The 23,636-nt window shown below is 71.4% G+C and carries 22 protein-coding genes and 1 pseudogene; 9 read left to right on the plus strand and 14 right to left on the minus strand.

The genetic code is table 11. The features are described 5' to 3' along the window. From I8N68_RS27505 to I8N68_RS27535, 7 genes are all read right to left on the minus strand, one after another. Positions 1 to 856 (minus strand): C40 family peptidase (locus I8N68_RS27505; protein WP_200215412.1); only part of this gene is annotated, 856 nt, incomplete at its 3' end. Between the two features lie 117 nt (positions 857 to 973). Continuing rightward, entirely contained in the window at positions 974 to 1,951 is a 978-nt protein-coding gene (locus tag I8N68_RS27510; protein WP_200215413.1) for a DUF4192 domain-containing protein, read from the minus strand. 79 nt (positions 1,952 to 2,030) lie between these two features. After that, a complete protein-coding gene (locus I8N68_RS27515) occupies positions 2,031 to 2,729 on the minus strand; it encodes a hypothetical protein (protein WP_200215414.1) in 699 nt (232 codons plus the stop codon). A 63-nt stretch (positions 2,730 to 2,792) separates the two neighbouring features. Beyond that, the gene (locus I8N68_RS27520) at positions 2,793 to 3,515 is read right to left on the minus strand and encodes a hypothetical protein (protein WP_200215415.1); all 723 of its coding nucleotides are present in this window, start codon (positions 3,513 to 3,515) and stop codon (positions 2,793 to 2,795) included. Between the two features lie 99 nt (positions 3,516 to 3,614). Continuing rightward, positions 3,615 to 4,304 carry a hypothetical protein gene (locus I8N68_RS27525; protein WP_200215416.1) on the minus strand — a complete coding sequence of 230 codons (690 nt, stop codon included), beginning with the start codon at positions 4,302 to 4,304 and terminating at the stop codon, positions 3,615 to 3,617. A gap of 426 nt (positions 4,305 to 4,730) precedes the next feature. Further along, positions 4,731 to 5,621: a replication-relaxation family protein gene (locus tag I8N68_RS27530; RefSeq protein ID WP_200215417.1), complete on the minus strand. Its 891-nt coding sequence runs from the start codon at positions 5,619 to 5,621 to the stop codon at positions 4,731 to 4,733. A gap of 190 nt (positions 5,622 to 5,811) precedes the next feature. After that, positions 5,812 to 8,166 (minus strand): type IV secretory system conjugative DNA transfer family protein, encoded by a 2,355-nt coding sequence (locus I8N68_RS27535; RefSeq protein ID WP_200215418.1) that lies wholly within the window; start codon positions 8,164 to 8,166, stop codon positions 5,812 to 5,814. A 271-nt stretch (positions 8,167 to 8,437) separates the two neighbouring features. On the opposite strand from I8N68_RS27535, the gene I8N68_RS27540 reads away from it, so the two are divergent. Next, positions 8,438 to 8,899: a hypothetical protein gene (locus I8N68_RS27540; protein ID WP_200215419.1), complete on the plus strand. Its 462-nt coding sequence runs from the start codon at positions 8,438 to 8,440 to the stop codon at positions 8,897 to 8,899. A 325-nt stretch (positions 8,900 to 9,224) separates the two neighbouring features. Here the strand turns inward: I8N68_RS27540 and I8N68_RS27545 are convergent, their stop codons facing one another. The 5 genes from I8N68_RS27545 to I8N68_RS27565 form a co-directional block, all read right to left on the minus strand. Then, a complete protein-coding gene (locus I8N68_RS27545) occupies positions 9,225 to 9,587 on the minus strand; it encodes a nuclear transport factor 2 family protein (protein ID WP_200215420.1) in 363 nt (120 codons plus the stop codon). 163 nt (positions 9,588 to 9,750) lie between these two features. Continuing rightward, a complete protein-coding gene (locus I8N68_RS27550; protein ID WP_200215421.1) occupies positions 9,751 to 11,505 on the minus strand; it encodes a VirB4 family type IV secretion system protein in 1,755 nt (584 codons plus the stop codon). Then, a complete protein-coding gene (locus tag I8N68_RS27555) occupies positions 11,502 to 12,362 on the minus strand; it encodes a PrgI family protein (RefSeq protein WP_200215422.1) in 861 nt (286 codons plus the stop codon). Before I8N68_RS27555 ends, I8N68_RS27550 begins: the two co-directional genes overlap by 4 nt. Before the next feature lie 47 nt (positions 12,363 to 12,409). Further along, positions 12,410 to 13,246 carry a conjugal transfer protein TrbL family protein gene (locus tag I8N68_RS27560; protein ID WP_234040715.1) on the minus strand — a complete coding sequence of 279 codons (837 nt, stop codon included), beginning with the start codon at positions 13,244 to 13,246 and terminating at the stop codon, positions 12,410 to 12,412. 58 nt (positions 13,247 to 13,304) lie between these two features. Further along, positions 13,305 to 13,592 (minus strand): pilin, encoded by a 288-nt coding sequence (locus tag I8N68_RS27565; protein WP_200215424.1) that lies wholly within the window; start codon positions 13,590 to 13,592, stop codon positions 13,305 to 13,307. Between the two features lie 960 nt (positions 13,593 to 14,552). On the opposite strand from I8N68_RS27565, the pseudogene I8N68_RS27570 reads away from it, so the two are divergent. The 3 genes and pseudogenes from I8N68_RS27570 (at position 14,553) to I8N68_RS34045 (ending at position 16,812) form a co-directional block, all read left to right on the plus strand. Beyond that, positions 14,553 to 15,749: pseudogene (locus I8N68_RS27570) on the plus strand (helix-turn-helix domain-containing protein). Between the two features lie 581 nt (positions 15,750 to 16,330). Next, on the plus strand, positions 16,331 to 16,507 hold the full coding sequence (locus I8N68_RS27575) for a hypothetical protein (protein WP_200215425.1): 177 nt from the start codon (positions 16,331 to 16,333) through the stop codon (positions 16,505 to 16,507). Beyond that, entirely contained in the window at positions 16,504 to 16,812 is a 309-nt protein-coding gene (locus tag I8N68_RS34045) for a hypothetical protein (RefSeq protein WP_307812998.1), read from the plus strand. The genes I8N68_RS27575 and I8N68_RS34045 overlap by 4 nt, the downstream gene beginning before the upstream one ends. A 209-nt stretch (positions 16,813 to 17,021) precedes the next feature. Here I8N68_RS34045 and I8N68_RS27580 read toward each other — a convergent pair whose 3' ends face one another. Both I8N68_RS27580 and I8N68_RS27585 read right to left on the minus strand, forming a co-directional pair. Further along, the gene (locus I8N68_RS27580) at positions 17,022 to 17,663 is read right to left on the minus strand and encodes a helix-turn-helix domain-containing protein (protein WP_200215426.1); all 642 of its coding nucleotides are present in this window, start codon (positions 17,661 to 17,663) and stop codon (positions 17,022 to 17,024) included. 71 nt (positions 17,664 to 17,734) lie between these two features. Next, a complete protein-coding gene (locus I8N68_RS27585) occupies positions 17,735 to 18,466 on the minus strand; it encodes an RNA polymerase sigma factor (protein WP_307812999.1) in 732 nt (243 codons plus the stop codon). Positions 18,467 to 18,730: 264 nt separating this feature from the next. Here I8N68_RS27585 and I8N68_RS27590 point away from each other — a divergent pair, with 264 nt between their 5' ends. The 5 genes from I8N68_RS27590 (at position 18,731) to I8N68_RS27610 (ending at position 23,328) form a co-directional block, all read left to right on the plus strand. Beyond that, positions 18,731 to 19,180, plus strand: a complete 450-nt coding sequence (locus tag I8N68_RS27590; RefSeq protein ID WP_200215428.1) for a hypothetical protein — start codon at positions 18,731 to 18,733, stop codon at positions 19,178 to 19,180. A gap of 517 nt (positions 19,181 to 19,697) precedes the next feature. Next, on the plus strand, positions 19,698 to 20,699 hold the full coding sequence (locus tag I8N68_RS27595; protein WP_307813000.1) for a DUF932 domain-containing protein: 1,002 nt from the start codon (positions 19,698 to 19,700) through the stop codon (positions 20,697 to 20,699). Between the two features lie 66 nt (positions 20,700 to 20,765). Further along, positions 20,766 to 21,248, plus strand: coding sequence for a hypothetical protein (locus I8N68_RS34050; RefSeq protein WP_200215429.1), 483 nt, complete (start codon positions 20,766 to 20,768; stop codon positions 21,246 to 21,248). A gap of 128 nt (positions 21,249 to 21,376) precedes the next feature. Next, on the plus strand, positions 21,377 to 22,066 hold the full coding sequence (locus tag I8N68_RS34055; protein WP_200215430.1) for a GGDEF domain-containing protein: 690 nt from the start codon (positions 21,377 to 21,379) through the stop codon (positions 22,064 to 22,066). Beyond that, positions 22,063 to 23,328, plus strand: coding sequence for an AcrVA2 family anti-CRISPR protein (locus I8N68_RS27610; RefSeq protein ID WP_200215431.1), 1,266 nt, complete (start codon positions 22,063 to 22,065; stop codon positions 23,326 to 23,328). Before I8N68_RS34055 ends, I8N68_RS27610 begins: the two co-directional genes overlap by 4 nt. Positions 23,329 to 23,636 lie beyond the last annotated feature (308 nt).

Here is a 23,636-nt window from a genome sequence, read left to right on the forward strand (position 1 = left end):
GGTTGCGTGGGCTTCCTAACGATCCGGGTATGAAGATCAAATCACCCGGCTCCAGCAGATGCGGAGAAGGCACTTGGATGCCAACGCGTGCCTGGTCGGTGGTCACGCGCGGGATCCTGATACCCGCCGCCCTGTAAGCCTGCTGGACCAGGGACGAGCAGTCGCATTGGCTCTCCGGATTGCCGGCGTGCGGATCCGTACAGGCCCCCCCGAAGGAGTAGGGGGTGCCCAGCTGCTGGAGCGCCCAGGAGATGGCCACCACGACGGGAGCCGGAGTTGTCGGAGGCAGGCGGAACCCGTCGGGCAGTGAGGCCGAGGCGGCGGACTTGCATGATCCGGGCGCGCCGGTGAACGAGTCGACGAGCGTGACGGCGTCGTGTGTCCAACGGCCGTAGGCGTCAGGGTAGGCGGATCGCTGAACAGCCTGCGCTGCTTCCGTCAGCGGCATCTGCTGCCAGCCAGGCACTCGAAGTAGCCGCTGGTAAAAACCGCGAGCCTGGTACGCCGGATCCGTCAACTGCCCGGGGGTACCCCACCCCTGGCTGGGTCGCTGTTGGAAGACTCCCACCGAGTCGTGGTCGTTGGCGTGCCCGAGATGAGGCAGATTGCGCAGGCCCGATTCCTGTAGGGCGGTAGCCACGGCGACGACCCAGCCCCACCGCGGCACGCCCTGCGCCACACCGACGTCGACGATGGTGGCGGCTATCTCCAGCTGGTCGTCGTCATACGGCCCGACGCCGCGGACATGGGCGCCGGAGCAGGCTGTTCCACCTCCGATCGGGCCGGACAGCAGAACCGGAAGCCCGAGGCAACCGGCGAATACCACCCCGACGACGGAGATGAGAACCCTCTTCACTGCGCCTCCCCGGTAGTTCGATGTATCGGTGCAGCCCTCCGCCTGACGGCAGGCGTTGGTGCCGAAAACAGAAATGGCGGGTGGTGTGCCGCCCGAAGGCGGCACACCATCGGTGCGTCAGGAGCGCTCGGCCGGCCAGCTACCTACGGCACTGGGCGGGATGCTGCGCTGCAGTGCCTCCCCGATGAGGTGAGCGAGGGTGTAGGTGGGGTCGGCGTCGAGGGCCCGGTCGACGGCGAGCAGGGCGAGCGCCCCGTTGCCGTGTTGCCAGGCGGTGTAGGCGAGCAGGCTGGCGGGCGCAGCGACCAGTCCGGGTTCGGCGCGCCGGGTGATGTCGGTCCAGAGGGCGAGCCGGCTGGGGTGGTCGCTGCTGAGGGCGCCGGCGTAGTCCCGAACTTCTTGGTACTGCAGGAGGATGGTGAGCCAGGCGGCCTCGTCGTCGCTGAGCGCTCGGCCGTCCTCATAGCACTGGTGTGCCTGCCGCACGGCGGCGTACCCGCGTTCGGTCAGGTCTGCGCCGGGCTTGAGCGCCGCCATCTCATACAGCGCCCTGGTGGTGGCGTCGCTCATGCGCTGGCGGTCGTCGCCGTCGACGGCGGCTATCTGGGCGGCGAGGTCCGTCCGGCTGGGCAGGGCGACCATTCCGGCGAGGGTCGCTTCGGCGGCGAGGACGCTGCTGTCCGGGTGGCATGGTGTGCCGTCGGCGGGGCAGCAGGCGGGATCATGGCAGGTGTAGGACCAGAAGCGTCCGTCGGTGACCCGCAGCGCGTCACGTACGGCGAAGCCGGCGGCGGTGAGCGCGTCGCGGGTGGCGTCGACGGCGGGGGTGACACGTGCGGCAGGCCCGTAGCCGACGAGGATCACGCCGGTGATGCCGTCCTGCCGGGTGATGGCGGTGACGACCTGGTCGGCGTGCGCGGCGACGACGTCGACGGGCGCGCCGGCGGCGGGTAGGTCGGCGCGCATGGCGAAGGTGACGCGGGCGTCGCGCAGGGCGGTGACGGTGAGGCTGTCGGTGGGATGGAAGCCCAGGAGGTAGGGGACGGCGGCGATGAGGTCAGCGGCACCGCGGATGCGCATGGTCGGCTGTGTCATGACAAGTCCTTCCGGCGGAGGTGGGGAAGCGTGAGAGCAGGGCGGCCCTTCCCGCGGTAGGGGAGGGCCGCCCTGGCGGTTAGTCGTCGGCGCTGTCGGCCTGCTCGGCATCGGCCGACGCGAGTTGGTAGCGGGCGGGTTGCCCGCCGATGAGCTGTGCGGTGCCGGCGCGGGCGAGGGCGTCGAGGGCGCCGCCGATGGCGCCGGTGCTGCGGCCGGGGAGGTAGACCGCGATGCGCCTGGCGGTCCACCCGGCGAGGCCAAGGTGGTCAGGTAGCAGGTTGTCCCGCATGACCTGGGCGACGAGCTGCGGCAGCTCGCCGGGGCGCAGCCGGGGCAGCCCGTTGGCGAGGATCCGCGGTTGGCTCTGGCGGCTGTGGGGCTGGTCGCGGCGGCACGCGCCGCAGTAGGCGGCGGCTTTCTGCCCGCAGCCGGGGCAGACGGCGGCCATCTGTGCCTGGCAGCCCCGACACCGCTTCGGCGGCTCCTGCTCCTGCCCGGTGGTGCCGGCCGTGGACGCGTCGACCGGTTGTTCTGCCTCCACGGCGGTCGGCCGCTCGGCCCGGCTGTCGAAAGGTGGCTCATCGGTAAGTCGCCGGGTGGGCGCCCCGTCGGCCGCCTCCCCGCCGTCAACCGTGGTGATGTGCCCGGCGGTGGACAGGGAAGCCGGATCGGTGGCGGGGTGGCGACCTGTGCGCTCACCCACCTGATGCCCGTTGTCCGGGCCGTGTCCTGCGGCGGGGAGGGTGACCTGCGGGGTTGCCGTCGGTGTGCTCAAGGCGTGTCCTTTCCACGAAAGAGCCCGACGCCGGGCGCGGCGTCGGGCTGGGGAGGCGGAATGTCAGGCGGGCAGGACCGGGTGTTCGCCGGTGGGCCCGGCCCTGTCGTGCCAGTGGGTGCGGTCGCGGCCCGCCCACCAGCGCAGCAGGGACGCGCAGGCGGCGGCGTCGTCCGCGGCGGTAGGCAGCTGGTGCACCAGGTGCGGTTGCTGGGTCCGGTGGGCGGGTTCGGTGTAGGCGGTGGGCTGCCACCCGTCCGGGTGGGGGCGGATGTCGCCGATGACGGTGCCGGAGGTGGCCAGGCCCCACGCTTCGGCGGCGACCCGGTCGGGAACGACGAACCAGCCGTCACCGTCGGCGCCGAGGGTGACCATGCCGTGCCGCGGGTTGTAGGGCGCAGGGAGTAGGTGGCGGATGAGCGGGTCGGCGGAGATCGGTCGGTGTTTGCGCCAGGCGGCGTAGGCGGTGATGACGGCATCCCGGCCGGCCTCGTGCCGTTCAAGCAGTTGGAGCAGGCGCAGGGTGTCGGCGTCGAGGCTGTGCGGTCGGGTGAGGGTGGCGTAGCTGGTGAGGGTGTCCAGCTGGTGGGTGCAGTGCTGCCGCAGCCGGTGCAGGGTTTCGGTGAGTCGGCGGGCGGTGAGGGCGAAGTCGTAGGCGGCGCGGTGCAGTGCCACCGCGATGTCGGCGACGGGATCGCCGGCGGCGGTGTCGTGCCGCCACAGGTGGTCGGTGAGCACGTCGTTGGTGGCGACGGCGATCGCGGTGAGGACAGGGTCGTACGACACGGGGACCTCCTTGGTGGGTCGCCCGGCGGGGCGATGTAGGGATGCGGCGGGCGCCGCCTGCGTCATGGCAGGCAATCGACGGCGCACGCCTCGGGGTGGTCAGGGGCGTGGGGCGGCGTGGACGGCGACGATGTGCCGGTCCTGCGGCAGGGCGCGCAGGTACGCGGCGGCGTGGGCGAGATAGCGCAGCCGGTCGGCGAGGCTGTCGCTGGCGGGCTCGAGGAGCCCGCCGTCGTCGGTCACCATGGCGTCGCCGGCGATCGCCCGCTGCCAGTGCAGGACGCTGTAGGTGATCTCACCCGCCTGGTAGGCCTCGAGCTCCTGCAGGTGCAGGGGTACGCGGGCGTGGGGGTGGCAGTTGTGGGCGAGCATGGCCAGCACCCGGGGTTGGGCTTCGAACTGCCGCACCGCCTGCTCAGCGGTGAGCCGGTGGTCGGCGCGGAAGTCGCGTGGCGGGCGGGCGGCGGGGATGCGGGCGACGACGTGGGACCACACCCGCCACCGGTATACGGCGTCAGCGTGGGCGAGGGTGGCGGCGGCGGTCAGGTCCAGCCGGCGCAGTCGACCGCCGGCGGCGAGGGCGACCGCGGCGCGGCGGCGCACGGGGTGGACGAGGTGACGGGCCGACCAGCGGCTGATCACGCCGCTGATCGCCCGGCGGCGGACGGGAAACATCGGTACCGGAATGCTGGTGGCGAGGCGGTGCCGGTTGAGGATCTCTGAGGCGGAGAACCAGCCGGCGCAGGTGTCGGCGGGCATGCAGACAATGACGAGTCGGACGTCGGACACGACAGGGTGCTCCCTTCTGCAGGGGAGAGGGGATCCGCACGGGTTGCGTCACAGGGCGCGGGAGGCGATCGCGGGCCGACCATTCGGTGGGCGAGGGGGATCGCGGGGACGCGGGTGACAGGGGTGCGGAGACAAGGTGTGCGGTGGACCGTAGCCGGCGCACCTGTCAGCGCGGCGATCCCGACAAGCGGCTGACCTGCAGCGTCACGTGTGGGATGTGCTGTTGTCAGGTGCTGTCAGGCCGACGTCGGCGTGATCGAGTTCCGCGTGGCGCGACGGCGGTCACCCGGCGTCTGCCCGCCCGGGGGAGAGAAAGGGGTTCCTGCTGACATTCCGATCGGAGCGGGCCGGCGGCGACGTCCGGAGCAACACCACCCGTGCGAAACTTTCCCCAACCGAACCGTCCCGGCGAACGTGTGTGGTCAGCTACCCGGACGGCTCAGCCGCTGCCGCCGGGTTCGTCTCGCCGTGGCCGTGCAGGTTGAGCTCACCGTCGCGCCAGTTGGGGTTGCGGGGGTTGTCGCGGCCGTGGTCGCTGGGCAGGTCGGTGAGGGTGACCCGGCGCCATGCGTCGGCCGGCAGCCACACCGCGGCGGTCGGGTCGGTGTCGTGGGTGGCGGTCGCCACCGGGATGGGGAGGTCCATGCGGCGCAGGGCGTGCTGCAGGTTGGCCTCGCGCTCTGGTGCGGGCAGCCAGAACAGCACCGGGTAGCGGGGCCCGCCTCGCCGGACGAGGTCTGCGTACCGGTCGAGCTTCGCCACCAACCGTGGCAGGGATTCGGTACCCCGGTCGCACTCGAGGAAGAACCCCACCGTGCGGGCTGCGGTCGTCCAGAGTCCGTGGCCGTCGGGGTGGACGGTGAGGAACTGCCGGGCCGCCATGGCCTCGGACCACCAGCGGTCGAGGCTGGTGTCAGCGCTGGTGCGGGCGGCGTGGTGCAGGCGCACGAAGAACTCGTTGACCGCCACGAGGTGGGCGAGGGTGGGGCTGGCGGACAGGCGCAGCAGCCGTTCCCGGTGGGTGCGTTCGGTGGGGGAGGGGCGGCGGGTGGCGGCCGCCTGGAAGCGGGCGCCAGCGAGCCCGAGGACCCAGTGCCAGGGGTGGCTGCCGCCGTCGGTCCGGGCGAAGCGGAACCGGTCGAGCAGGTCCAGGGCGCGCAGTTCGGCCAGCCGGATCTGGCAGGTGCGCTCGGCGCGGAACGCGAGCCGGTGGATCTGGTCGGTGGTGAGGACCTGATGCTCGTCGAGCAGGTGCAGCAGCCACCGGTCCCTGTCGGTCAGGTGCGGGTAGATGGGGAGCAGGTTGTAGGTGGGCATGCGACGTCACCCCCTTCGAGGGGAAGGGCTTCCCGGTAGGGAGTCCGGGCGGGCCGACCGAGACGGAATCAGGCGTTCTCGCAGGTGGGGTGCCTGACAGCGGCGGCAGATGGCTGCGGGTGGGGGCTCGTTTCGGTGACACCCCCAAACGCGGCCCGATCCGCGCACGGAAACGCACCCCCGTGCGCGGTCACCGTCGACGGCCCATGGACCGGCGGGCGGCGCGCTGGATGGCCGGCTCCCCGCCGCGGGGGTGGGCGGCGGCGCACGCCTGCCGGATCGCGGTGGCCTCACCGACCGGCGGCGCGGGTGGGTTGGTGGTGAAGGTGAACGCGGGCAGTTCCCGGTTACCGACGAGCAGCCGTGCGGCCGCGGTGTGCACGTCGAGGTGGGCGAGGTCGTGCTCATCGATGTCGGGGCGGGTGTGGATGGCAAGGTCCTTCGCGTCGGAGGGGTCGACGGTGAAGTAGATCTTCGTGCGGGCGTTCGCCGACACCGCCGCCTGGGTTTCCTTCGGTAGTTGTGCCAGGTTCTGATGCGCCAGGACGAGGCCCAGGCGGAAGCCCCGGGCTTCGGCGAGCATGTCGTCGACGGAGCCGGGCAGGGTCAGGAAGTTCTGGCATTCGTCGATGTAGATGGTGGCGTCGCGGCGGGTCGCTTCCGGTTGGGTGGCGCGGGCGATGGCGGCCTGCCACGTGCGCGCCACGATGAGGGAGCCGAGGATCCGGGCGGTCTCCTCACCGAGGACGCCCTTGGGCAGCCGGCACAGCAGCAGCCCGCCGTCGAGGATGTCGGCCATCTGGAACGACGAGCGGGCGGTGCCGATGACGTCCTTGACGAAGTCGCGCAGCAGGAAAGCGCGCAGCCGGGCGAGGACGGGGCCGATGACCTGCGCCCGCAGGCCGTCGTTCATGGAGTCGTACCACTGCCAGAACCCGCCGAGGCCCTCCGGGTCGGACAGGTCGTGGGTGAACCGGGCGCGGAAGCCGTGGTCGTTGAGCAGCGGGGGCACCAGCGACAGGGTCGGGTTGGCGTGCCGCATCAACGTCAGGCAGGACACCCGCAGGGTGTCGTCGATGCGCGGACCCCAGTGCCGTTGGAAGATCTTCGCGAAGATGCCGACGAGGTTGTCGACGGCCAGGTGCGCGTCGGCGGTGTCGTCGAGGGGGTTGAAGCAGGCCGGGTTGGGCTGGTCGGGGTCGATGATGGCGATGCGGTCGGCGTAGGTGGCGGGCAGCCGGTCGAGGATGTCGGTGACGAGGTCACCGCGGGGGTCGATGACGACGGTGCCGCGGCGGGCGTGCACGTCGGCGAGGATCATGTTCAACAGCAGGGTGGACTTGCCGACACCGGTTTTGCCGACGAGGTGCACGTGTTGCCGGGAGTCGACGACGTGCAGGCCGACGGCGTGCCCACCGACCTGGGAGCGGCCGAGGACCTTCACGCTGCGCCCACCCGACGGCACGGCCACCGGTGCGGGGACGGCCTTCGCGCGGGCCCGGTCAAGGCCGGGCACCGCCACATCGCGGGGGATCGCGGCCAGGGCGGCGAGCTCTTCGACGGTGGCGAGGAAGCCGCGGCGCAACCGCCGGCCGGCGAGGACCGCAACCGGGCGTCGGGTGGGGATGCGGCGCAGCCGGTTGGGGCGGGTGTAGGTTGCCGCGGCGGCGTAGATGGTGTGGGCCAAGGCGGCGAGGCGGCGCCGCTGTGCCTGCTTCCGGTCGGGTCTCGGCTCGGCGGCCACGGCGTAGCGGACTGCGATCTCGAAGTGCGGCACGTTGACGGCCTTGACGACCGCCGCGCGGTGATGGGCGTCGGCGACGGGGTCCCGGCGGGCCGCCCGGGTGTCGGGTCTAGCCAGGCGGGCCGGCGGGCCGGGAGTGACCAACTCCACCAGCCACAGCAGCGGTGTCACCGCGACCGTCACCGCCGCGTTCAGCAGGGCCGCCGCCGGGTCGGGGCGGGCGCCGGCCGCGGCTGCCCGACGGGCGGCGGCGACCCGCCGCGTCGGGGCCGGTCTGGCGAGGACCTGCAGGCAGGCATGCTCCCGAGAGCGGATGGCGGCGCCGGCGGCGAGCAGGGCCCGCAGTGGGTCGTTGTGGTGCTCGGTGCGCAGCGGCAGCGTGTCGGTGTGCTGCGGCCACAGCGCACCGCCGTCCTGGTCGCCGAGGTCGGGAATCGGTGGGCCGGCGTCGCCGGTGGTGACGGTGCAGCCCGGCCACGCGGCGCTGACGGCGGCTTCGACGGCGCCGTCGGCGACGGTGCCCGGCACCCACAGGCGGATGGTGAGACTGCGGCCGGTCCACGTGTACTCCCACGTCACGTGCGGGTGTCCGCGCAGCCGCCACCAACGCCATGTCGGGGCGAGGACCCCGGCCATGGTGGTCCACAGGGCGGCGGCCGACTCGGCGTCCACCTCCGCTGGGGCGGCAACCGTCACCCACCGGGCGCCTGAGGTGTGTCGGCGGTGACGCCACCGCAGGAGCAGGTCGTGGCCGGCCACGGTCGCCACCATGGCGAGGGCCAGGAGAACGAGGGCAGTCATCGGTGGCCTTTCTCGGTTGCGTTTCTGGTACGTCGGCGCGGCGGATGGCCGCTGCTGCGGGTCACCGCGGCGTCATCGACGTCGCCGCTGGGAGTCGCGGACGCCGATCGGGTCGTCGGGGTGCCCGCCAGGGCCGACGCGTCGCGGCTGGTGGAAGCGGTACGCCGCGTCGTTCGTGTCAAGCTCGGACCGGCACGAAGCCCTGAGAGTCCATAACGTGTGGCCGCAGGGAGTCGGGTGCTGTCTACTCCTGCTCATGGGTGGAACCGCGTTGAGCGTCCTGAGTCCGCACGCCGCCGAGCGTGTCGAGCGCGTCGTGATGCAGGAGATGCTCGCCGAGGGCATGGCCCGGTATGAATCCGACCCGAGCTCTTGGTACTCCGCCGACGGCCTGCCCTACGGCTTCGACGTTCAGCCACCCGACCTCGAGATCGATCCTGAGGAGCTGCAGTTCGTCGAGCGGGCCAGCGGGATGACGATCCGCTGCGAGGTTCTGCTGCACATCTTCGTCCGCGACCTGGCTGGCCGACCCGCCCTGGCCCGGATGGCTGAGCACGTGGCGCGACGGACCGAAGGGTGGGTGTTCGTCGAGTTCGACCGCCCGCCCTCCGCAGGCCTGCTCCGCTACCTGGCCGGCGCAGGGCGCTGCATCCGTGTCGAGGACGCCGTCTACCTCGACGCGGCGGCGATGACGACCTGGAACGCCCACCGGGATTTTCACGTCGTCAAGTGAGCACCATCCGCGCCGCCTGATCCTGGCTTCGACGCCGGGCCAAAGCCACTGGCTGATGGCGTGCAGATAATGGCCTGGTACCGCATTCGTGACGACGCTGGGAGATCAGGGGGTGGAAGGTCGGCCGGCGCCAACTCGCCACGACAGATCGTGCTCGATGTCAGGCAGTGACGCATGCCGTGGCCTGGCCCTCGTGCGGTGTCACGACCTACATTGGCGCAGCGGCCGCCCCTGGACAGCACGCCACCACGGTCGCCGACTCAGCTACCTGCAGTTGCATGACGGTGTGCGGGTGGCGCGGATTGCGGCGGGTGAGTGTCCCGCCTCAGTCACGGATCTCCATCTCTGCGACCAGGTCGTCGACGAAGCGGTACACATGCGTGACGGCCCGCTCCGCGACGATGGTTCCCGCTGAATCACGTACGACCTGGTGGACTCTCACAGCGATGTGATCGTCGCTTTCGGCACTGAAGCCGGTAGGCACGACCGTCGGTTCGATCTGCGCCCACTGACGTGTCCAGTAATCCCGCACCTGGTCGTGTCCCCGGACAGTGCCGCCCTCCCAGCCATTGGGCCACAAGACGTTGGAGGCCATGGAGGCGAGAAGTGCTGGTATGTCGCGGCCGTTGAACGCCGCGTAGAGGTCGGCGAGTTGGCGCTGCCGGTCCGCAAACTCCTGGGGGCTCATGCTGCCCAATGTCCTCGGGCGGTCGGTCCGAGGTGTCCGTTTCGCACGGCAGAATTTCCACATCGGCGAGGAGTGGCTCGCGAGTCAGTGCGAACGGTCATCAGCCATGACTCGTGCCACCGAAGCGCACGGGCGCAGCCTGGAGACGAGCCGAGGGGCGTTGTCATGCGTGGCTTGCAGACGCTGTACCCGGTGCCGGCGGGCGAGCGGGACTGGTCACGGCCAGGGCATGTTCCCGCACCGATGCCACCGCCCGGAACGGCACCCGCGTCCCGCCGGCGACGAGCAGACCTTCCCCGCGGTCCGCGGACAGCAGCAGCCTCGCCTCGCCGGCGGTGAGACGGAACGCGTCGGTGACCGCGTCGATGGCCTGACTGGACTGGCGCAGCAGCACCTGCGTCGCGGCGTTCGAGATCACCGCCACGCCCAGTTCAGTGGCAAGCAGGTCCGCGGCGTCCTGGGTGACCACGGTCAGGCCCGCCGCCCGTTTGCGGGCCGCCTTCGCCATGCGGGCCAGGAACCGGGCGCCGTCGCCGTCACGCATGAGCAGCCACGCCTCGTCAACCACCACCTGCCGGCGCCGGCTCGACGACGGGTTGTCGACGTCCCGCCAGATGGCGTCCAGCGCCAACATCGTCCCGACCGTACGCAACTCGTCGGGCAGATGCCGCAACGACCACACCGTCAGATGGGAGCGCGGATCGACGGTCGTGGGACCGGTGAACATCTGCGAGTGCGAGCCTTGCGTCCACGGCGCCAACCTCGCGGCCAGGCCGCGGGCTACGTCGTCGCCGTCGGCAAGGCATGCGGCCAGGTCGGGCAGCAGCGGCGCGGGTCGTCCCCATGTGGCGGGGTCGCCGGTGATGCCGGCCTGCCGGTAGGTGGCGGTGATGACCCCATCCAGGGCAGCCTTCTCCGCCGCGTCCAGCCCCGCCCCCGCCCCCGGCCCCGTCCCCAGCATGACGGCGATGATGGAGTGCAGTGCCAGGCCGCGGCGGGTCAGCGTGTCGGGCCGGTCATCGGCGGGCAGGTCGAGCGGGTTGACACGCACGCCGTGCTCGCCGAGCCGCACCACCGTGCCACCGACGTGACCGGCCAGCGCCACATACTCGTCCTCCGGGTCGATGACCGCGGCGTGCACCCCCTGGTACAGCTGGCGCAGCAGGTCGCACTTGACGAAGTAGGACTTGCCGGCGCCGGAGCGGGCCAGGACCACCATGTTGTGGTTGTCCTGCGCCCACCGGTCCCACATCAGCACCCCCGTCGAGTCGGTGTTCACCCCGTACAGCACCCCGCCGACCTCCGGCAGCTGTCCCGGCGGCGGCGCGGCGAGGTCGGCGCTGGCGAACGGAAACGCCGCGGCCAGAGCGTCGGTGTCCATGACCCGGCGCATCCCGACCGCGTCGACACCCAACGGCAGGGTGGTGGCGTAGCCGAGGTGATGGCGGAAGGTGGTCGGCTGCAAATCCAGCAGCACCGCCGCGGCCGCCGCCCGCACCCCCGCCGACACGTCGGCGAGCTCCTCGACGGTGCGGGCGTGGACGGTGACGTAGACACCGACGCGGAACAGCTTCGCCGCGCCGCGCGCCACCCGGTCGGCGAGGTCGGCGGCGTCACCGGCGGCCGCGTCGACCACCGGGTCGCCGAGGCGGCCCCGGTCGGCATCGAGGCGGCGGCTGGACTCCAACCGGGCGCGCTGCTTACGCAGCATCGGCGCCGCGAGGACCGGCGGGACCGGGTCGATATGCACCGCGACGGTAACCCGGGCCGGGTAGGACAGCAGCGGCTCCAGCCACGCCGGGCCGACGTCGGCGGGATAGCCGCAGACGGCGAACGTGGCGGCGTAGCCGTCACCAACCCGCACATGCCCCGGGTTGACCTGCAGCGCGGCAGGCGCCGGTGCCAGCTCATCTGTCATTGGTTGCTCCTGGTGATCGGGGTGCCGGGAACCGCGCGGGGACCGGGCACCGGCGGGTCGTAGGGGTCGGCGGCCGCCGCCAGCGCAGCCGTGACGGCGGGACCGTCGAGGACCTGCGCCGTGACACCGACGGCCGCCAGGGCACGGACCGCCGGCTCGCGGGCGCCGGCGACGGTGACGGTCACCTGCCGGCGCAGCGGTTCCCGCTCGGCGTCCAGGTCGCGCAGGAACGCCGCGTAGTCGGCGGCGGCGTCGCGCAGCGCCGGATGCGGCAGTGCGTCGGCGTGCACGGCGTCGGCGTAGGGGGCGAGCAGGTGGCGATGGCTGGCGACGACGATCTGCGCCGGTGCGGTCAGCGCGTTCAGCCACCGGCCGAACCCGTCGAGCAGCCCCCGCTGCTCGTCGACGGTCCGCAGAGCGACGTTCGTCGTGCCGCACGCGACCAGCGTGCGGGCGGTCCCGTCGACGTGCACAGTGCCGTCGGCGGCGATGGTGACCGCGGCGGCGCGCAGCGGGGCGGGCACCGGCGCAGGGGCGTCCAGCACCGGTACGGTGCCCGGCTGCCCGGGGACCTGCAGCCGGGGTGTGCGGCGCAAGGTGAGGCCGTGGCGCAACCACACGTCAAGCGGAAGGCCGTCGCGGCGGCCCAGCGCGACCACCGCCGTCACCGCGGCCACGGGCACCGCCAGCGCCAGCCACACCGGCAGCGGCAGCGCCGGCCCGAACTGTGAGTAGACCGCCCAGCCGGTCGCGCCGACGCCGGCAAGGATCGCCAACTGCCGGAACGACAGGCCCCAGGCGATGCGGTCGGGGGTGTCGATGTCGGCAGGCACCCGGGTCGTGTAGGACTGCTCCATCCGTTGCCTCCCAAGGTTGGGGTGAACGACCAGTCGGTGTGGCGGGGTCAGCGTCTGATGTGCAGCCGGCGGGTCACCGACTGCACCACCAGCGTGCGCAGCACCACCCCTGCGCCGCTGCGACCCGAGCCGTTGTGCAGGGCGTAGCGGCCGATCAGCGACGGGATCTTCACGGTGAACCACAGCACGCCCGCGGCGATGAACAGGTTCACCACGTCGGTGCTGCCCGCCGGGGTCAGCAGCACGGTCATGTTGGCGTCCGGGTCCAGCAGCAGCCGCACCCCGGTGGTGAAACACAACGCCTGCGCCACCGGCGTGGCCAGCGTGCCCAGCAGCGCACGCCACCACAACTGCGCCGCCGGCTGCAGCTGCGGCAGGCAGTAGCAGGCCAAAGCCAGCGGCGCGACACCGGCCAAGACGATCAACGTGATGATCCGCACCAGCCAGGTGGCCAGCAAGAGGTAGAACAACACAACGATGATCACTGCGATCACCACCGCCACGACGGCGGACGCCGGGTCGGTCAGCGCGGAGACCAGATGCGCCCGCACGAACTCCACCGACCGGGGGCCGCTCGAGGCGTCGTCGACAAACGCGGCAGTGACTGCGTTAGCCACCTCGATCAGCACCCGGCACACCGGCACCCCGAACGCGGACATCACGAACCCGAACACCAGCCGCGGAAGCAGGTCCTTCACCTCGTAACGGACCTGCACCGTGCCGTGGACCATCGCGGTCAGCCCGGCTACCACGACCGCCAGCGCGAATGCCGCCCCCACAATCGCCGCCGACCGGTCTGCCAGCATCCGCACCTGCGGGAACACCGTCACGTCGGGGGAGGTGAAGAAACTGGCGCCGAGCAGCGACACCAGGGCCGACAGCATGCCCTGCACCCGCTGCGCGAGCCAGCCGACCGCCTCGTCGAGCAGCCAACTGGTCACCTCAGCCGCCGAGGATGCCTTGCAGCACCTGCAGGATCACCGGCGCCAGCACCGCCAGGGCGTAGCCCATCAGCGCCGACTTCAGGTTCCCCTTGGCCTGCTCCACCTGCGCCGGATCGCCGCCGGCGGTCATGTAGCGCAGGCCTCCGATGACGAGGAACAGGGTGGCCACCGCGGCGACGATCCCCATGATCCAGCTCTGGATGCCGTCAATGACCTGGGGGATGGTCTTGACCGGTGCGGCGTAGGGCAGCAGCACGACCGAGGTGAGCAGAGACGTCACAGGCATGGTGGGCTCCTTCACGGTGAGCCGGACGCGGTGACATCCGGTGACCGGCCGGGTAGGGGCGCTCCTCCCTCTCGCGATCAAAGGTTGGTGGTCAGTACGCCAACCGGATCCCGACCGGCCACCGGCGGCTGCCGCCGCGGCGGGCACGCCATCAGCGGCATGCACCCGCCCATACCTCGGCTGTCAGACGCAACGAACTCGACACTGACCTGACAGAACCTGACAGCTGAGTCTTGCCGAGCCTCTCGCTCAGAGACCTCGGGTCCTGGGCACACCGCACTGTTGGTCAAGATCCGATGCCCCTTGTCGGCGTCCGATCTGCTTCCAGCACAACGACAAGCTGGCAAGAGTCATCGAGAAGCACTGCGCTGCCTGAAACGCCGGCTCGCCGACGTCGTTTACCGAACCCTGCTCCGCGACACCGGTACCTCAACTCGGACCATCCCTTGATGAAACAGAGAGGCGCCGAAGAGTTCGAGACCCCGTTGCAGCCGAGGATGCGTCACTGGGGCATCTCCCAGGGTGCGTGCGGGAGGACCTCGCCGGTCTCGAGCAGCGACTTGAGATTGCGGTGGGTGACAGTCACGCGCTGGCGTCCCGCGATCGACGTGCCGTTGCCTGCCCGACGGCGATGCGTGGGCAAGCTGCGGTAACAGCGGTAGTGAAGCTCGGCACTGCCAGTGCGATATGCCGGACCGTTCCAAGCGAGATCGGTCAGAGGGTCATGGAACGTTGGTCGCCCAAGCGAGGACGGTGCGCCCAGAGCTCACAAGCGAGGGGCCGGGCCGCCCGTAGCGATGATCCTGTTAATGACGATTGATGCCTCGCGCGGCTCTTCTTGCATCACCCAGGCTGGGACGGTACGCGTTCAGGCTGTCGATGCGAGTACCGTCGACTGTGGCGGCCCGCCGGAGTAGCGGCCGGCGGCCCGCCGCCCAGACCGCTACCTGGGAGACGCCGATGACGGACCTGACGACCTTCGGTGCGCGCCTACGCGCTCATCGCGAACGCGCAGGGAAGACCCGCCCGGTTCTCGGTGGGTTGGTCGGTCGCAGTGCTGAGTGGGTCAAGGCCCTGGAGAACGGCCGCCTTCTCCCGCCCCGCCTGCCCATGCTGCTCCGCCTGGCCGAGGTCCTGGACATCTCCGACCTGGCGGACCTGACCGGCGATCAGTCCCTGCCGGTAGCGTCCGTGACCCGTGCCGGCCACCCCGATGTCGACAATGTCGCCGCCGTCATGCAGCGCTCTGCCGTGTTGGTCGGCGACCCGACGCCGGTCGACGTGCTGCGCGGCCTGGTCGATCAGGCGTGGGCGCTGTGGCACCGATCGACCGCCGAGCGTACGGCGGTCGCCGCGGTGCTTCCTGGGCTGCTTGTGGAGGCGCAGCGCAGCGCTCGCCGGCTGGACGGGCTGGCGCGCCGGTAGGCGCTCATTGAGCTGGCGCGCGTTTACCACCTCGCGCAGTTGTACCTGGCCCATCAGCCATATCCGGAGCTGGTGTGGCTCGCCGCCGACCGGGCGATGCTCGCCGCCCAGGACGCCGGCGACCCTGCCGCGATCGCGGTAGCCGCCTGGTACTACGCCCACGTCTACCGGGGAGCGAACCAGCTCGACGCCGCCGAGCAGGTGCTCATCGACGCTGCCGGTCTGGTCGACCCGGCAGCCGGGGGTGAGCAGTTGGCTCGGTGGGGGCAGGCCCAACTCGGCATCGCGCTGGGGCACAGCAAGGCCGGTCGTGCCGGGCAGGCATGGCTGGCGTGGGACACCGCCGACAAGGCCGCGAGCCGGCTCGGCAGCGGGTACGCCCACCCGTGGCTGATGTTCGGGCCGGCCGCCTGCGCGGCGTACGCGGTCACCATCGAGACTGACCTGTGCCGAGCTGGTGAGGCGGTCCGACGGGCCGACACCATGGACTACCGTGCGCTCCCGTCGTGCACGCGTCGGGCCGCCGCCCTGATCGAGGCCGCTCGGGCACATGTGCTGCGCCGAGGCGAGGTCGCGGCGGTGCACCTGCTCGGACGGGCACTGCGGGAGAGCGTGGATACGGTGCGGCACCATCCGTACGCCCGCACCGCCGCCCTTGAGCTGTCGAACCGGCCCGGCACGGTCGGAGAGGACGCACGGGAGCTGGCCCTCGCGATCGGGGTCATGGGGTAGCGCTCCCTCGGGTACAAACTCTCCCCGCCGTTGCTCGTGACCGCTCGTAGCGTGCTGGTCACTGGCGGCGGCGGGGTTCTGTTCCGGCTCGACACCCGATAGAGCCGACGGGCTTCGCCGCCGCCTGCCGACGCTTGACGGGAGGGCGGAGCAGGTGGCGGTCTGGTCCGAGATGTGCATGTTGGTGCGGTGGGTGTTCCGGCAGTCGGAGCCACCGCCGCCGCCCGGCACTGGGCAGCGGCACCAGGTGGCCGAGCAGGCGGAAGCGCAGCGGCGGCTGCTCGACCAGGCAGAGCGGTTGCGGAGAACTCAGCGGTACTGCGAGCACCCAGGCAACGGGACCCGGGGCCACGGGTGACCCGAGTGCAGGCCGGCTGCCGTGGCATGCCGGCTCAAGGCCGACGGAGCGTTCCGTACGACGAATACCTGCTCGCGACCGCCCTGACCCTTGCTCGACGGCATCGGCCGGTCTGGTCCCGGCGGAAGTGGCGGCGGATCTGCCGTTGTGGAGCCGACCTGCAATGCCGTGCCCGGCACCGCATCCCGATCAACCGTGGCCACTGGCCGGGAGAGGAGACGAAGTGAAAGACGATCAGGAACAGGCCATCCTCGCACACGTCCAAGCGCCCGACAGCCTCTGTACCGGCTGTCGTGCCTGGTGGTCACGCCTTGCCCCGTACCCGTGCTGGCAGATCGAATGGGCGACCAGCCGGCAGGCCCGGGCGATCACCAACCGCTTTCTCAGGGGGCAGGCGTGACGACCCACGGCCCGGTCATGCCGATCTGGAGCTGCGGAGGTTGCGGCCTTCCGTGGCCCTGCCCGACGCGGAGGCGAGAGCTACGCGCGGAGTACGCGGATGCCCCGGTGTCGCTGGCCCTCTACCTCGGCTCCTACCTCGTCCAAGCCGCCGAGGACATGCCCTGGACGCCGGCCGGCGTCCTGCACCGCCGCTTCCTCGGATGGGTCAGGGCGGCCGACCCGCCGACGCCAGCAGTACAGCAGCGAAGTACAGCAACCGTGCCAGCCGAACCGAGCCGACAAGCGCGTCAGCAGGCCGTTTGACCTCGCATCAAACCCGACCCAACCCGCTCGCCGACAGTTCACACCCAAGGTGTCATCGCTCCGATCTCCGGTACGGCTCATGTAGGCAGAGGCGGCGTCCAACTCGCGGGGACTGGTCCAACTGCTCATCGCTTGGCGGATGATCGCATCGGCCCGCAGAGCCGCAGAGCCGCCGACGCAATACTGGGGCTGGGCGTGGCTTCGGCCGGTCATTTGGGGCCTCCGAGCGCTTCGCTTCGGCACGGGCCGCAGTTGTGCGCCGGGGATCCCCGGTGGCGGGGGCAGTGCCGGTCGGCGGAGCGCCTCGGGCGCCGGCGCGCGCGTGGTTCTTTGATGGTTAAGGACGGTTTGTAGGAAGCGTGCTTCCGGCCGTTTGGTAGCACGCTTCCTGTCGTTGGGAAGTCTGCTTCCGGCCGCTGCCGTTGCTGGGGGAAGCCAGATTCCGCCTTCTCGGATGACGACCGGAAGCCTGCTTCCGGCTGTTCGGGGGACCCCCGGAAGGGTGCTTCCGGCCTTTCCGCCTCAACCGCAATCTCGGGTGCAGGGGCAGGCGGCACGGTGCGGCGCCGTTCGATTGCCAGCTCCCAGACGACCGGGCGGCGGTCGAGCGGGACGAAGGCGGCGTGCCGCTGGTCGCCGCGGCGGATCAAGCCGCGGCGTTGCAGTTCGGCCAGGTCGTTGCGGACAGACCGCACCGACTTGCGGGCGTAATGGGCGAGGCGTTCCTGAGACGGGTGGGCACCCCGTCCGTCGCTGTGGGCGTGGTTAGCCAGGCCGAGGAGGACGGCCAGGCACGATGGCGGCACGTCGGGGGCGTAGTGAAGCGCCCACACGATCGCTTCCAAGCTCACGCGTTTCTCCTTGCAAACGGCAGGGATGAATGGGCGAGACAGGGGTCGACTGTCCGCATCGGTTGAGGCGATCAGTGAGGGCGTGCGCGGTTGGCGCGTACGGCGAGGTCGCCGCGGTGGATGGCGGCGGCGAGGGTCTGCTCGGCGCGTCGGCGACGCATCCGGATCGTCGGCGCGGACACCTCAAGCTCGGCGGCGAGGTGATCGACGAGGGTTCCACCGAGGCGGGTGGCGCCGATCAGTTCGGCCTGCTCGGCGGTGATGACGCCGGCGGTGACGGCGCGCGCCAGGACCAGGTCCGGGTGCCCGTAAGGGAAGCGTGGGGTGCGGGAGCCGACCGGCAGATCGTGGGGGAGTTCCAGCGTGGTCTCCGTGCGGCGTGCGCCGTGGCCCGCACGCCACGCGGCCCAGCACAGGCGCAGCCACACGCGCGGTCCGCTGAGGTCGTCGCCGCGCAGGGCCTGCAGGAACCCGGTGACGACCTCGGAGCCGATGTCGTCGGCCTGCTTGGCGAAGCCGTGCGCCAGCCGGGAGGCGATGCGGGTCAGGCCGGGCACGGCCACTCCGACAGCGCCGACCACCCACGCCGGGCCGTCCGCGCGGGCGTGGGCGGACAGGATCCGCCACACCGCGTCCGACACACCGGTATCGACACCGCCGACCAGCAGGTCGCGGACGGTGTCGAGGCTCAGGCGACGCCGGGGCAGCCCCGGCACGTCACGGCCGTCGAGCTGCAAGGGGTCCGGACCGCGGACCAGCAGGGCGAAAGCCCGGTCAGCGGCGGCGATGGCGGAGATGGGCACGGGCGCTCCTCGGCTCGGGCGGTTCGAGGCGTCCATTGCAGTGCCGCCCGCTGACAGGACACGCCGCTGTCAGTTGCGGTCAGGCAGTGAGGTGTTCCGCCGCTGGCGCTGTCAGGCCCTGTCGGGCGGCCCCCGGGTTCGGCGGGCCTGACCGGCGGCGTCTGCCTGTTGGTCAGTACGCCACCGGTCCAGGGGCACACGCCCATGACCGACCGCCGCCCGTCACCCTGTCCGACCGGGCACCCGGTGCCCGTGCAACCGCCCGTGCCGATCACCGTGTGGAACCTGCCGACCGACACCGAGCTGGTGTCGGCTCCGCTGGCCCAGCGCCTGATCGCCAACTTCACCCATCAACGCGACCTGATCCTCGACGGCACCACCAGCGCACACCTTCAGCGAGCCGCGCATTTGGCGGGCCGCCGGATCCGGCGCCGTCTCGCGAGCCACGAGCGGGCCGCGCTGATCGTCATGCAGTGGCCGCGGCCGTCCGCGGCCGGGTGGCTGCGCACGCACACTGATCGGCTGCGTCGCGCCGGTTGTCTTGTCGTCGCCCTCGCCAGCGGCGACGCCATGGTGCATCAGCGCGTCATCAGCGCCGCCCGGGCGGCGGGACTGACCTACGTGCAGCACCTCGTCGCTGTCGAAGCCCCCGCCACCGACCGGATGACGGTGCACGCCGACCTCCTGCTCTTCAACAGAAGGGTCGACGGGTAAACCCCAGTCTGGAGTGCCAGCCCGCCCGCCTGATGCCCGCGGCCGCGCCGCCGCCCGTCTCCCGACGACGCTCATCCCACCTCGCCGCGCAGGCCAACACCGCCGGCGCGCGACCGCTTCTGTGAGACGTCGGGGTGAGCGCGGGCCTGTCAGGTCTAAGGGGGCCGCAGGGAGCCGCCTCCCGGTAGGCCCTGTCAGGTGCCGGTCGTAGCGTTCACGACACATCGCATCCTTCCCCGACGCCCGCCGGCGCCCAGCCGCTTCTCAGGCCCACCCAGGTCGGCCCGTGACAGCAGACCGCCGCCCCAGCGTCCGCATCTCCCAGGCGCAGCCCCCGGCTCGTGACGTCGCCGCACGTGAACGTCCGACGAGCCAGCCCGGCACTGGTGGTCATCACCACTGCCCGCCGCCGTCACCGCTGACGACATCCACACCAGCTGCACGCCGTGCGGGCGCATCCGCCCGCCCTCGGCGCTGCCTGCCCCTCATCCCCAGCTGCCCGCCGCAATCCCGCGACGTGTCCGAACCCACCAGAAAGGAGCCCCACGTGGCCCACGAAATCGAGCAGTTCGACGACGGCACCTCCGCCTTCTTCACCGCCCGCCAGGACGCCTGGCATCGGCTTGGCACCACCACCACAAGCTGCCTCACCGCCGCCGACGTCATGACCGTCGCCTACCTCGGCGGTTGGGACGTCCGCAAAGAGCCGCTGCGCACCCTCGACTCCGGCATCGCCGTACCCGGGCGCTTCGCCACCACCCGCCGGCACCCCAAGACCGGCCAGCGGGAAGTCCTTGGCACCGTCGGCAACACCTACAAGGTCGTGCAGAACGAACAGGCCTGCGACCTGCTCAACATGATCGTCGACGCCACCGGCGCCCACTTCGAAACCGCCGGCAGCCTCCGCGGCGGCCGTGAAGTCTTCGTCACCATGAAACTGCCCGAGACCCTGCGCATCGCCGGCATCGACCAGCTCGACCTCTACCTGGCCCTGTGCACCTCCCACGACGCGTCCCGGCTCGGGCGCATCCTCGTCACCCCGGTGCGCATCGTCTGCGCCAACACCCAACGCGCCGCCTTCGCCAACAACACCGGCGACTACACGTTCCGCCACAGCGGCGACGTGATCGGCAAACTCGCCGCCGTCCGCGACGCCCTGCGCCTGGTCCCGGTCTACCTCGACCAATTTCAGACCGCCGCCGAGAACATGATCGAAAGGCAGCTCGACTGGGAGCAGCTGCACTGCATCGCCGAACACCTGTGGCCCCTCACCGACGACGACCGCGAATCGGGCTACCTGAAGAAAATGGCCCGCGAGCGGAGCCTGCGGCACCTCTTCGATGAAGCCGACACGCAAGCAACCATCCGCGGCACCGCCTGGGCCGGCTACCAGGCCATCACCGAGTGGCTCGACCACGAGCAACCCGCCCAAAGCGCCCACCACCGCGCCCACAAGGTCCTCTCCGACGGCACCGCCGCGGCGATCAAACAGCGCGCCTTCGCGCTCCTGTCCGCCTGAACAGCCACCCACAAAGGGGCGAGCCGGTTTCCGGCTCGCCCCTTTTTGCTACCGGAAGGAACCACCGTGACCGAACACCACCCGGACCTGCCCGCGGAGATCGCCTCCGCGCCACCTCCCGTACTCACCCTCGACGGTCACACCGCCGTCATCGGCGACGTCCGCTTCATCTGGCGCGACCACTGCAGCTACTGCCGCGACCAGTTCACCATGGCCACCGACGGCGGCCGGATCACCGCCGGCATCGCCGTCGACGCGCGGCGAGGACCGCATTGGTACCAGCGGTGGCAGCCCGCCGGGACCCCCGAGCCGCCGCCGCACTGCCCCAACCCCCGCTGCCGCCGCCCCGCCCCCTACGCCGCCAACCCGCGCAGCCACATCGCCCGACACGTCGACACCGAAACGATGACCTACCGGTACGGCGACCCGTCGCCCGTCTACAGCAGTCAGCAGTTGCTGGGCCAGGTGTGGGACCTCATCCGCGCCACCTACCCGGACCTCGCCGCCCAAGCCGACATCGCCGACCGGCGCCGCCCCGGCATCCGCTGACCGCGCCGTCACCGCACCCCGCGACCCGCACCGGCCCGCCCTCGTGGCGGGCCGCTTCTCGTATCCCCCGGGCCCGCGACGCCAGCCCACCAGCACGCGTCCCGGGCTCTTCCACAGAAGGGAACACAGTGTCCACGATCGCCATAGCCGGCCTGACCGCCGCTCTCGGCTTCCTACTCGGAGCAGCGACCACGCTGCGCCGGCTGCGCCGCGACCTCGCCGCCGCCATCCACCACGCCCACCACGACCCGCTCACCGGACTGCCCAACCGCACCTTCGCCACGGAACTGTTCACCCGGTTCGCCGAGGCCGGGCGCAGCCTGACCGTGACCCTGATCGACCTCAACGACTTCAAAGCCGTCAACGACACCTACGGCCACGACGCCGGCGACGCCCTGCTCGTCACTGTCGCCGACCGCCTGTCCCACACCGCCGCGCAACACGGCGGCGTCGCCGCCCGCCTCGCCGGCGACGAATTCCTGCTGCTCCTGCCCGCCGACGACCGCGACCACCTCCACCCGCCCGCCGCCGCCCTCGTCGCCCTCACACCCCCGGTCACCGTCACCGGCGCCGACGGCACCCGCGCCACCCTCACGCCGCACGCCAGCGCCGGCCTCACCTACTTCAACGGCCTCGACGGCACCCTCGCCTGCCACCTGCGTCAGGCCGACATCGCCCTCTACCACGCCAAGCAGCGCCGCGACCACATCGCCAACTACCACCCAGGAATGCAGATGCCCCCGCCGGCACAGCGTCGCCGACGGCTACGCGACCACACGACCCACCGGACGGTGACCCGACGGCAGGTGCAGTCGTGAACCCCACCGCCTGCCGGATCTGCCGGCAACTGCTCAACCGGTACACCGACCTGGCCACGGGGGAGTGGGCATGGCGGCACCCCGCCGCCGCCGGCCGACCCGACCACGACCCGCAGCCCGTCCCCGCCGACACCGTCGCCGCCGAATACCGCTGCGACTTCTGCTCAGACCCGAAAGTCATCTACGTCCACCGCACCCGCAACGTCGACGCCCACTTCATCGCCGACGACCACCACCAGGTACACCGCTACGGCACCAACTGGGCCGCGTGCATCACCTGCTCGATGCTCGTCGAGGCCCGCGACGCCGAGGGTCTCACCAGCCGCGCCCAAACCGCCATCGGCGCCAACCTCACCGGCGACGCCCGGCATGCTCTACGCCAACTGCAAGCCACCATCGTCGACAGCCTGCAGGCCGGCCGAACCCTCACCGCCGTAGGGCAGTGGCAGCCGACGCCCGTCGCCGCGACGCTGCTGCCGAGAGTCCGCGACCGGCTCTCCGCCCTGCTCCGCGGGCCGGACCAGATCGACCTGCTCCCGGCCGAGCTGCGACAGGCCGTCGCCCAAGGGTTGGACGGCGCCCGCCTCTACTGGGTCGACCCCGAATTCACCGGCTTGACCCGCCACGCCACATCAGCATTGCCCGAAACCCCATTCCAGTCCACCGACCTGCCCGCACCCCACGGGCTGCTCGCCTGGGCGCTGCCACTGGCAACCCTGGCCGCCGTCAGCTGGACCAGTACAACCGACGGTCTGCTCGCCGTCGGATACCGCGCCGTCGGCGCCGGCCTGCAAGGACCGGACCTGCAACGCCTCCGCGAACACGTGGGCTGGCTCGTACCCACCTGGTGCAGACAGATCCCCGACGGATCGCTCGTCGCACCCACCAATCCCGCCCGACCGCTCAGCGCGACGCTCCTACTCGTCGCCCAGCAATTGGCCCAGACCTCCCACGCTCCCGTCGACGATCGCATCCGCAAGGCCTACCGCCGGCAGTGCCGGGAAGAGCCCGAGGTGCGCCTGGTCCAGATCCGGGGCAGCCGGGGGACACCGTGCTCCGACGGAAACGGCGGGCAACCCACCGGCGACGGCGTCAGCCGGGAGTACCGGTGGTGGGTGCGCGGACACTGGCGCCGGCAACCTTACGGGCCAGGTCGGAGCCAGCACCGACTGATCTACATCAACCCTCAACTGCGCGGTCCGCAGGACAAACCGATCAAGGCCACCACCACCGTGCGGGTCATTGGGCACCGCCACGGTTAGCGGCCTGGGCGGTGGCAGCTCCTCAACGCCACCGCCCAGCATCGGTGGAGCACCCAGCAGCCGTGCGTGGCGCCCTCTTGATCCGCGGGTTGGGGGTTCAAGTCCCCCCTCGGACACGATCTTGAGAACCACGGTAACAGGCCGCTGAGCTGGGCGAATCCAGCAAGGCGGCCTTCGTCGTTTCCGGGGCGCACCCCGCGCCGGGAACATCTCGGGAACATGGGTTCCCGGGTGATCGTCAGCAGCGGGATCGAGCTCGGCATTGCGCCGGGTTGACCGCGACGGCTACCGTCCCACCGTTCCGCATA

Origin of the sequence: Micromonospora coerulea, assembly GCF_016598485.1 — a bacterium.
GTDB classification, from domain to species: domain Bacteria; phylum Actinomycetota; class Actinomycetes; order Mycobacteriales; family Micromonosporaceae; genus Micromonospora; species Micromonospora coerulea.

Coding starts and splice junctions, on each gene's coding strand:
- I8N68_RS27535 (WP_200215418.1), bottom strand. CDS start 8,166: ATGACTGCCCTCGTTCTCCTGGCCCTCGCCATGGTGGCGACCGTGGCC.
- I8N68_RS27560 (WP_234040715.1), bottom strand. CDS start 13,246: ATGCTGTCGGCCCTGGTGTCGCTGCTCGGCGCCAGTTTCTTCACCTCC.
- I8N68_RS27550 (WP_200215421.1), bottom strand. CDS start 11,505: ATGACAGATGAGCTGGCACCGGCGCCTGCCGCGCTGCAGGTCAACCCG.
- I8N68_RS27510 (WP_200215413.1), bottom strand. CDS start 1,951: ATGACACAGCCGACCATGCGCATCCGCGGTGCCGCTGACCTCATCGCC.
- I8N68_RS27565 (WP_200215424.1), bottom strand. CDS start 13,592: ATGCCTGTGACGTCTCTGCTCACCTCGGTCGTGCTGCTGCCCTACGCC.
- I8N68_RS27530 (WP_200215417.1), bottom strand. CDS start 5,621: ATGCCCACCTACAACCTGCTCCCCATCTACCCGCACCTGACCGACAGG.
- I8N68_RS27555 (WP_200215422.1), bottom strand. CDS start 12,362: ATGGAGCAGTCCTACACGACCCGGGTGCCTGCCGACATCGACACCCCC.
- I8N68_RS27545 (WP_200215420.1), bottom strand. CDS start 9,587: ATGAGCCCCCAGGAGTTTGCGGACCGGCAGCGCCAACTCGCCGACCTC.